At 71.1% G+C, this 9,317-nt stretch carries 10 protein-coding genes; 8 read left to right on the plus strand and 2 right to left on the minus strand.

Annotated features, from left to right (window positions below):
• The 4 genes from ACFXGA_RS37905 to ACFXGA_RS37920 all read left to right on the plus strand — a co-directional run.
• Positions 1-760, plus strand: a 760-nt coding sequence (locus ACFXGA_RS37905; RefSeq protein ID WP_378097251.1) for an SDR family oxidoreductase, incomplete at its 5' end; no start/stop codon positions are given.
• Position 761: 1 nt separating this feature from the next.
• Positions 762-1,655, plus strand: a complete 894-nt coding sequence (locus ACFXGA_RS37910; RefSeq protein ID WP_378097254.1) for an amidohydrolase family protein — start codon at positions 762-764, stop codon at positions 1,653-1,655.
• The gene (locus ACFXGA_RS37915) at positions 1,652-2,110 is read left to right on the plus strand and encodes a MaoC family dehydratase (RefSeq protein WP_378097257.1); all 459 of its coding nucleotides are present in this window, start codon (positions 1,652-1,654) and stop codon (positions 2,108-2,110) included. The genes ACFXGA_RS37910 and ACFXGA_RS37915 overlap by 4 nt, the downstream gene beginning before the upstream one ends.
• 8 nt (positions 2,111-2,118) lie before the next feature.
• A complete protein-coding gene (locus ACFXGA_RS37920) occupies positions 2,119-3,405 on the plus strand; it encodes an MFS transporter (RefSeq protein ID WP_378097261.1) in 1,287 nt (428 codons plus the stop codon).
• A 125-nt stretch (positions 3,406-3,530) separates the two neighbouring features.
• Here the strand turns inward: ACFXGA_RS37920 and ACFXGA_RS37925 are convergent, their stop codons facing one another.
• A complete protein-coding gene (locus ACFXGA_RS37925) occupies positions 3,531-3,752 on the minus strand; it encodes a hypothetical protein (protein ID WP_378097264.1) in 222 nt (73 codons plus the stop codon).
• Positions 3,753-3,948: 196 nt separating this feature from the next.
• On the opposite strand from ACFXGA_RS37925, the gene ACFXGA_RS37930 reads away from it, so the two are divergent.
• Together ACFXGA_RS37930 and ACFXGA_RS37935 are read left to right on the plus strand one after the other, a co-directional pair.
• A complete protein-coding gene (locus ACFXGA_RS37930; RefSeq protein WP_378097267.1) occupies positions 3,949-4,293 on the plus strand; it encodes a helix-turn-helix domain-containing protein in 345 nt (114 codons plus the stop codon).
• A gap of 84 nt (positions 4,294-4,377) precedes the next feature.
• The gene (locus ACFXGA_RS37935) at positions 4,378-5,187 is read left to right on the plus strand and encodes a transcriptional regulator (protein WP_378097270.1); all 810 of its coding nucleotides are present in this window, start codon (positions 4,378-4,380) and stop codon (positions 5,185-5,187) included.
• A 16-nt stretch (positions 5,188-5,203) separates the two neighbouring features.
• Here ACFXGA_RS37935 and ACFXGA_RS37940 read toward each other — a convergent pair whose 3' ends face one another.
• Positions 5,204-5,971 carry an IclR family transcriptional regulator gene (locus tag ACFXGA_RS37940; protein ID WP_378097273.1) on the minus strand — a complete coding sequence of 256 codons (768 nt, stop codon included), beginning with the start codon at positions 5,969-5,971 and terminating at the stop codon, positions 5,204-5,206.
• Positions 5,972-6,086: 115 nt separating this feature from the next.
• On the opposite strand from ACFXGA_RS37940, the gene ACFXGA_RS37945 reads away from it, so the two are divergent.
• Together ACFXGA_RS37945 and ACFXGA_RS37950 are read left to right on the plus strand one after the other, a co-directional pair.
• A complete protein-coding gene (locus ACFXGA_RS37945) occupies positions 6,087-7,262 on the plus strand; it encodes a 4-hydroxybenzoate 3-monooxygenase (protein ID WP_378097276.1) in 1,176 nt (391 codons plus the stop codon).
• A 626-nt stretch (positions 7,263-7,888) separates the two neighbouring features.
• Positions 7,889-9,277: an endo-1,4-beta-xylanase gene (locus tag ACFXGA_RS37950; RefSeq protein WP_378097279.1), complete on the plus strand. Its 1,389-nt coding sequence runs from the start codon at positions 7,889-7,891 to the stop codon at positions 9,275-9,277.
• Positions 9,278-9,317 lie beyond the last annotated feature (40 nt).

The raw sequence follows: 9,317 nt of genomic DNA on the forward strand, positions 1-9,317 counted from the left end.
GCGGGGGGGGGGGGGGTGTGCGGCGTGCGGCCCGCCCCCCCACACCCCCCCCCCCGACCGGCTCGTCGCGACCGCCGTCGAGGAGTTCGGCGGGCTCGACGTGCTGGTCGCCAACGCGGGCATCCTGCGCGACAAGGTGCTGTGGAAGATGTCCGACGAGGACTTCGACGCGGTGGTCGACGTCCACCTGCGGGGCACGTTCACCTGCGCCCGCGCGGCGGCGGTCCGGATGCGCGAGCAGGGCCGGGGCGGCAGCCTGGTGCTGATCTCGTCGCCCGCGGGCCAGCGCGGCAACTTCGGGCAGACCAACTACGCGGCGGCGAAGGCGGGCATCGTCGCGTTCGCCCGCACCTGGGCGCTGGAGCTGGCCCGGTCCGGGATCGCGGTCAACGCCGTGGTGCCGGTCGCCGCGACCGAGATGACCCGGACCATCCCCGCGTTCGCGCCCGTCATCGAGCACGCCGAGCGCACCGGCGAGCCGTTCCCGGACTGGCTGCGCAAGGACGAGGGCCTCGGCACGGTCGAGGACGCCGCGTCGCTGATCGTCTTCCTCGCCTCCGACGCGGCCCGGGGGATCACCGGCCAGGCGATCGGCATCGGCGGCGACCGGCTGGCCCTCTGGGCGCACCCGGCCGAGAAGGCCGTGGCGTTCGCCGACGGCGGCTGGACCGCGGCCGCGATCGCGGAGTCGTGGGCGACCGGCGTCGGCGCGGAGCCCGAGCCCTACGGCATCCCCGCCCCGACCCCGCCGGCGGCCTGACGTGGTCCTCGCCCTGGACGACCTGGTGGCCATCGACGTCCACACCCACGCCGAGGTGTCGCGCGACGGCCACCCGTCGCTGCCGCCGGACCTGCTCGAAGCGTCCGCGAAGTACTTCGGCGCGCACGGCCACCGGCAGCCGACCATCGACGAGCTGGCCGCGCACTACCGGGAACGGCGGATGGCGGCGGTCGTGTTCACCGTCGACGCCGAGCACGCCACCGGCCACCCGCGCATCGCCAACGAGGAGGTCGCGGAGAACTGCGCCGAGCACGACGACGTGCTCATCCCGTTCGCGAGCGTCGACCCGTGGAAGGGCCGCGCGGGCGCGCGGGAGGCGCGCCGACTGGTCGAGCGGCACGGCGTGCGCGGCTTCAAGTTCCACCCGAGCCTCCAGGGCTTCGCGCCGAACGACCCGATGGCCTACCCGCTGTACGAGGTGATCGAGGAACTCGGCGTGCCCGCGCTGTTCCACAGCGGGCAGACGGGGATCGGCGCGGGCGTGCCCGGCGGAGGCGGCATCCGGCTGCGGTACTCCGACCCCATGCTGGTGGACGACGTCGCGGTGGACTTCCCGGAGCTGCGGATCGTCCTGGCGCACCCGTCGTTCCCGTGGCAGGACGAGGCGCTGGCGGTGGCCACGCACAAGCCGCACGTCCACATCGACCTGTCCGGGTGGTCGCCCAAGTACTTCCCGCCGCAGCTCGTCCGCTACGCCAACTCCCTGTTGCAGGACAAGGTGCTGTTCGGCTCGGACTACCCGGTGCTCACACCGGACCGCTGGCTCGCCGACTTCGAGGCGCTGGACCTGAAGCCGTCCGTCCGACCCAAGATCCTCAAGCTCAACGCGGCCAGGCTGCTCGGCCTGACCGCCGACACCGCGGAGCGCACATGACCACGACCGTGACCGGGCCGGCGGCCCTCCTCGCGCTGGCGGGGCAGGACCTCGGGCACACCGGGTGGCGCGAGATCACCCAGGACCGGATCGACACCTTCGCCGACGCCACCGACGACCACCAGTGGATCCACGTCGACCCCGTCCGGGCGGCGTCCGGGCCGTTCGGCGTCACCGTCGCGCACGGCTACCTCACGTTGGCGCTGATCATCCCCATGTTCGGGGAGCTGCTGGCGGTCGACGGCGTGCGGATGAGCGTCAACTACGGGCTGGACAAGGTGCGGTTCCCCAACCCCGTGCGCGTCGGCGACAAGATCAGGCTCGCGGGCCGGGTCGTCTCGGCGGACGAGGTCGAGGGCGGCGGCGTGCACTTGGTGCTCGACTTCACCGTCGAGATCGACGGCGTGGACAAGCCCGCGTGCGTCGCGCGCGCCGCGTACCGGCACTACGCCTGAAGGCCGCCATGCCGACCACGCCGAACGTGCAACTGCGCCGCGCCGTCGCGTCGAGCTTCCTCGGCAGCGTGATCGAGTACTACGACTTCCTGCTCTACGCCACCGCGTCCGCCGTGGTGTTCAACAAGGTCTTCTTCTCCTCGCTCGACCCGCTCGTGGCCACCATCGCGAGCTTCGGCACGTTCGCCACCGGCTACCTGGCCCGCCCGCTCGGCGGGGTGGTGTTCGGGCACTTCGGCGACCTGCTGGGGCGCAAGCGGGTGCTCGTGCTGACCATGGTGCTGATGGGCGTGGCCAGCTTCCTCATCGGACTGCTGCCGACCTACGCGCAGGTGGGCTGGCTCGCGCCGGTCGGCCTGGTGCTGTTGCGCGTGGTGCAGGGCATCGCGGTCGGCGGCGAGTGGGGCGGTGCGGTGCTGATGTCGGCCGAGCACGCCACGCGCAGGCGCGGGCTGTGGGCCGGGTTCACCAACGCGGGCGCGCCGTGCGGGATGGTGCTGTCCACGTTGGCGCTGACCGGGACCGCCGCGCTGGTGGGCGACCGCGCGTTCCTCGACTGGGGCTGGCGGATCCCGTTCCTGATCAGCGTCGTGCTGCTCGGCGTGGGGTTGTTCGTGCGGCACCGGGTGGAGGAGACGCCCGCGTTCCGCGCGGTGGTCGAGGCGGGCGGCAGGCGTCGCGCCCCGGTCGTGGAGGTGCTGCGCGGCCAGCCGCGCGTGCTGCTGCTGGGCATCGGGGTCGGGTTGGCCGCGTTCGTCGCGCAGTCCACGTTGACGACGTTCGTGCTGGCGCACGGCGTGGCCGCCGGTCACCCGCGCCAGACCGTGCTCAACGCGCTCACGCTGTCCTCCGCCTGTGCCGTGGTGGGGATCCTGGGCTGGGCGGCGGCGTCGGACCGGTTCGGCCGGCGGCCCGTCGTGGTGGCGGGCGCGGTGGCGATGGCGGTGTTCGCGTTCCTGCTGTTCCCCATGGTGGACAGCGGGAACGCGGCGTTGTTGACGTTCGCGCTGGTGCTCGGCCAGGGCGTCATCCACCCGATGATGTACGGGCCGCTGGCGGCCCTGTACAGCGAGCTGTTCCGGACGGAGAACCGCTACACGGGCGCGTCGTTGGGCTACCAGCTCGCCGGCCTGGGCGCGGGCGTGGCGCCGGTGCTGTTCGCCGCGATCCAGCGGGCGAGCGGCGGCGGCGGGCTGGTCCTGATCTCGGCCACCATCGCCGCCTTCTGCCTCCTCACCGTCGTGTGCGTGCTGGCCCTGCGCGAAACCAACACCCACACCCTCCAACCCTCGTGAGTCCCACGTTCACGTCACGCGTGTCCTACGTTCAGGTACCCCGAGTTGAACATTCAGGACCGCCGACCCCGCCCGCCTGCGCGGCGAGCGGGGCTCCGGCGCTGCGGGCTGTCGGCGAGCGCCGGTCAGGCCAGGAGGTCTTCGGCCACCTTCCGCAGGTCCGGGATCTTCCTCCCGAGCATCCAGTACAGCTTCTCCGCCGCGTCGGGGCTCATGGCCAACGTCGCCACGCCGCCGAAGCTGATCTCGTAGTCGCCGTCGGCGGTGACGGACTCCACGAAGTCGGCCTCGCACAGCACCCGGATGTACGACGTCTGCTCGACCGCGTCGGCGGGCTGCATCACCATCTGCGCACAACTCCCTTTCTGCCACTCGGTACGTCATCCGCGCCGGCGGTGGTTCGGTGCCGACGCGCGTTCCTGGTTCACGGAACCAGGTGGTGAAGGTGTGGGCACTCCTGCGCACACTTCTGTCACATAGCCCATTAGGGTGAGCCGGCTATCCTCGGTGTCGACGTGGACTTACGCGGAACCAGGGGCGGGTATGGCGCGACAGCCGGAAGTGGTGACGACGCACCGCAAGGAGGTGGGCGAATTCCTTTCCGCCCTCCTCCGCGCGGCAGGCGTGACCACTGCGGAACTCGCCAAGGCGACCCATCGGGACCGCAGTTCGATTTCGCACATCTGCGCCGGTCGCCAATTCCCCGGAAAAGCGTTCTGGCAATCGGCCGACGCGTATTTGGGCGCGGGCGGACGGCTGGTCCTGGCTTATGAGAAGGCCGTGGACGTCGAGCGCGCCGAGCGGAAAGCCGAGCTGGAACGCGAACTGTTCGAGGTGCGCGGCCACGGGAAGCCCGCCGTCGACCCGGTCAGGATCGCCCACGAGTGACTCGTCGCCGATCCGCCGGCGATCGTGCACCAGAAGGCCGGGCGTCGTGTCGGGCAAGGGCTCGTCGGAGAACTCGAGCGACGCGTGGTCGAGCTGCGCCATCTCGACGACGTCGTCTACGGGGACGACCTCTACCCGCTCATCCGGCGGGAGTTGTCCGAGGCGGAGAAGCTCGTCAGGTCGGCCGCATACCGTGAATCGACCGGCAGGCGCCTGCTCGTGGTGGTCGGCGAGTTGGCCCAGCTCGCGGGGTGGGTGGCGAGCGACGCGGGGCGCTACCGCGAAGCCCGACAGCTCTACCTGGACGGCGCCCGCGCCGCGCGCGAGGCCGACGACCGGGTGTTGGCCGCCCAGCTCCTGTCCTCGCTCGGCTATCAAATGGCGACGGTGGGCAACGCCGAGGATGCCGCGCTGCTGGCGCGCACGGCGGTGAAAGGCGCCGATCGAGCTTCGCCGGTGGTCAAGGCGTTGTTGCTCGAACGCCTCGCATGGGCAAGCGCCCGCACCCGCGATCGATCCGCCACGATGCGCGCTCTCGATGCCGTTGACGACACCTACGAGCAGCGGTCCGACGACGTGCAAGAGCCGGAATGGGTGTACTGGCTCAATCGGGACGAGATCGACGTGATGGCCGGGCGGTGCCTGGTCGAGCTGGGTCGACCATCGGAAGCCGAGCCGCTCCTGTCGAGGGCGATATCGTCATACGACAGCAGTCACGTCCGGGAAGTGGCGCTGTACCTCTCGTGGCTGGCGGAGGCCTTCGTCAAGGCCGACATGATTGATGCCGCGGCGGAGACCCTCGATCGGGCACGCATGGTCGCCCAAGGCGTCGACTCGAAGCGCCTGGACACGCGGATGAGGCAGGTGGAATCCCTGGCCGCGGCGCGCCGCTGACGCAGCTCTCCCGCGCTCAGGAGGACCGGACCGCATCGTCCAGGCGGCGGGCGATGGCGTCGGCGGCGGCGCGCAGGTCGGGTACCAGGCGGTGCAGGTCGGTGCGGACCGAGCGGACCACGATGCCCAGGGCGCCGGTCGGTTCGTGGTCGCCCGGGATGGCGACGGCCACCGAGGACGAGCCCAGCGTCATCTCCTCGCTGGTCAACGCGTACCCCCGGGCGGCGGTCACGCGCAGGTCCCGCAGCAGCCTGGCCCGCTCGGTGATCGTGTACGGGGTGAAGCGGCGCAGGGGGCGTTCGGTGTAGGCACGCACGAAGGCCGCGTCGGCGCGGGCCAGGAGGGCCTTGCCCACGCCCGTCGAGTGCATCGGCAGCCGCGCGCCGATCCGCGAGATCACGGGCACCGAGCGGTGCCCCGAGAGCTTCTCCACGTACAACGCGTCGAAGCCGTCGTGCACGGCCAGGTGGATGTTCTCGCGGGTCGCCTCGTAGAGGTCCTGCATGAACGGCAGGGCGATCTCGCGCAGCCGGCCGGACACCGGCGCGAGCGTCGCCGCCTCCCACAGCCGCAACCCGATCCGGTAGAACCCGCGCGCGTCGCGCTCCAACGCGCCCCACGCCACCAGCTCCCCGGCCAGCCGGTGGACCGTCGGCAGCGGAAGGGACGTGCGGCGGGCCAGGTCGGTCAGCTTCAACCGCGGGTGGTCGGCGTCGAACACGCCGAGCAGCGCCAGCGCCCGCCCGGCCGTGGAACGCCGGGGCGCGTCACCGTCGACCGCCATGCCGCACCCCCTCGAACGCCGAACGTAACGGCCTCGCGGCCACCGGATCGCCGCCACTTTCACCCAGTGGAAGTCGATCCTGGCGAAGCCACGCCGGTCGTCCTTGGGTTGACCCATGAGAACGAGAGTCGGGATCGTCGGCGCCGGTCCGGCCGGACTGGTGCTGTCCCACCTGCTGGCCGAACGCGGCATCGACTCGGTGGTCGTCGAGACGCGCGACCGCGAGGCCATCGAGCAGACCATCCGCGCCGGCGTCCTGGAACAGGGCACGGTGGAGCTGTTGACCGCGATGGGCGTCGGCGCGCGGGCGCGGGCGGAGGGCGCGCGGCACGAGGGCGTCGAGCTGAGGTTCGGCGGCCGGGGCCACCGGATCGACTTCACCGGGCTGACCGGCCGCGCCGTCTGGCTCTACCCGCAGCACGAGGTGCTCAAGGACCTGATCGCGGCACGCCTCGCCGCCGGCGCGGACCTCCGCTTCGGCGCGCGTGACGTGGAACTGCGCGGTGTCACCACCGACGAACCGGTCATCGCCTTCACCGACGCCGACGGCACGCCGGTGGAGCTGCGGTGCGACGTGATCGCCGGGTGCGACGGGTCCTCGGGCGTCAGCAGGCGCTCCATCCCGGACGGTGCGCGCACGGACTACTTCCGGGCTTACCCGTTCGGGTGGTTCGGCATCCTGGCCGAGGCGCCACCGTCCTCGAAGGAGCTGGTCTACGCCCACTCCGAGCGGGGCTTCGCCCTGATCAGCACCCGCACCCCGCAGGTGCAGCGGATGTACTTCCAGTGCGACCCCGGCGAACGCGCCGAGGACTGGAGCGACGACCGGATCTGGGCCGAGCTGAACGCCCGGGTGGCGGGGGACGGGTTCAGCCTCGCCGAGGGCCGCATCTTCGACCGCGGCGTCATCCCCATGCGCAGCTACGTGTGCGAGCCGATGCGGCACGGCCGGCTGTTCCTGGCCGGGGACGCCGCGCACGTCGTGCCGCCCACCGGCGCGAAGGGGCTCAACCTCGCGGTGGCCGACGTGGCCGTGCTGGCCCGCGCGCTGGAGCGGCACTTCGCCACCGGGTCCACCGAGCCGCTGGACGCCTACGGCCCGACCGCGTCCCGCCGGGTGTGGCGGGCGCAGCACTTCTCCTGGTGGATGACGTCGATGCTGCACACCGACCCGGCGGGCGGCCCGTTCGACCTCAAGCGGCAGCTCGGCGAGCTGGAGCTGGTCACCTCCAGCACGGCCGCCGCCACCCACCTCGCCGAGGCGTACACGGGGTGGCCGATCGAATTCTGAGACCAGGCCGAGGCGGTGGCGGGACAGGTGCGATCGGCGTAATCCGGTGCCGGTAATCGGACCAGACGGCAACAGAAAGTTGCGAATATTCTTTCGAACTTTTTCGAAGCTTGTCGCGCGGTGTGGTCCCGCATCCGGGTCGGCGGCCGGTATCGGTTCAGACACCCGGCAAACGTATCCCCACCAGGGAATCTGACGCCGGCGGCCGACTTGTGGACTGTCGATTCAGGTCACGTCCCACCACCGGCGAACCGGACTTCTCCGGGACGTGCGGACGCGTGAGCCCGCAAGCCCGCGCTGTTTCGGTGCTTGCCAGACCTATCTGTTTCGGCTAATACTTCTAAAAGTTTCAGGCCGGGTTCCGTCGCCGGCGGTCCCGCCTGCGCTGCGCACGCTCTGGAGGAACGACTCGAAGGAGTGGAGTGACCGCTTCGACGGCCAGGTGACCGGCTCCGGCCCGTCCTCGGCACCGGCCGACGACTGTCGTTGGCGAGGGGGAGTCCCGTGGCACCGGGACCCCCGCGCCAAGTGTGCGGATCCGGACCACCCCGCCCCGGCGGTTCGGGTCGCCCAACCAACCCAACCACCTGCCGAACCCCCGCAGGTGCTCCCAGAAGGTGCGATACATGAAGCTGACATCGAGGTCAGTGTTGCGAGCGGCTCTCGTGTCGACGTTGGTGACCGCCACCACGGGTGCCGCGGTGCTCCTGGCGACCTCGGCCAGCGCCGGGACGACGCTCGGCGCCTCGGCGGCCGAGTCGGGTCGCTACTTCGGCACGGCCGTCGCGGCGAACAAGCTCAGCGACTCCACGTACGTCGGCATCCTCAACCGTGAGTTCAACATGGTCACGGCCGAGAACGAGATGAAGATCGACGCGACCGAGCCGCAGCAGAACCAGTTCAACTACACCAACGCGGACCGGATCGTCAACCACGCCCGCAGCCAGGGCATGCGCGTGCGCGGGCACACGCTGGCGTGGCACTCGCAGCAGCCGGGCTGGATGCAGAACATGTCGGGCAGCGCGCTGCGGTCGGCGATGCTGAACCACGTCACCAAGGTCGCCTCCTACTACGCGGGCAAGATCTACGCGTGGGACGTGGTGAACGAGGCGTTCGCCGACGGTTCCACCGGGGCGCGTCGTGACTCGAACCTCCAGCGGACGGGTGACGACTGGATCGAGGCCGCGTTCCGCGCCGCGCGGGCGGCGGACCCGAACGCGAAGCTCTGCTACAACGACTACAACACCGACGACTGGACCCACGCCAAGACCCAGGCCGTGTACCGCATGGTCCAGGACTTCAAGCAGCGCGGCGTGCCGATCGACTGCGTCGGCCTCCAGTCGCACTTCAACCCGCAGAGCCCGGTGCCGAGCAACTACCAGACCACGCTGCAGAACTTCGCCAACCTCGGCGTGGACGTGCAGATCACCGAGCTGGACATCGAGGGCTCCGGCAGCGCCCAGGCGGCCAACTACGAGCGCGTCGTCAAGGCGTGCCTGGCCGTGACCCGCTGCACCGGCATCACCGTGTGGGGCATCCGCGACAGCGACTCGTGGCGCGCCTCGGGCACCCCGCTGCTGTTCGACAGCTCGGGCAACAAGAAGGCCGCCTACACCTCCACCCTGAACGCCCTCAACGGCGGCGGCTCGACCGTGCCCACGTCGACCACGACCTCGACGACGTCCCCGACCGGCCCCACCACCACGACCACGATCCCCGGCCCGGGTGGCTGCACCGCGACGGTGTCGCTGAACTCCTGGAACGGCGGTTTCGTGGCCACGGTGAGGGTCACCGCCGGGTCGTCGGCGATCAACGGCTGGACGGTCACGGCCAACCTGCCGTCCGGCGCGACGGTCACCAACGCGTGGAACGCCGACCGCAGCGGCAACACCGGTGCCGTCCAGTTCCGCAACGTCAGCTACAACGGCCGCCTCGCCGCCGGGACGTCGACCGAGTTCGGCTTCCAGGGCACGGGTTCCGGCTCCGGCATCACGCCGACCTGCTCCGCCAGCTGATCACCACACGGGAACCCCGGTGCGGGACGCTCGCCGTCCC

It is taken from the genome of Actinosynnema sp. NPDC059335 (genome assembly GCF_042752395.1).
GTDB lineage: Bacteria > Actinomycetota > Actinomycetes > Mycobacteriales > Pseudonocardiaceae > Actinosynnema.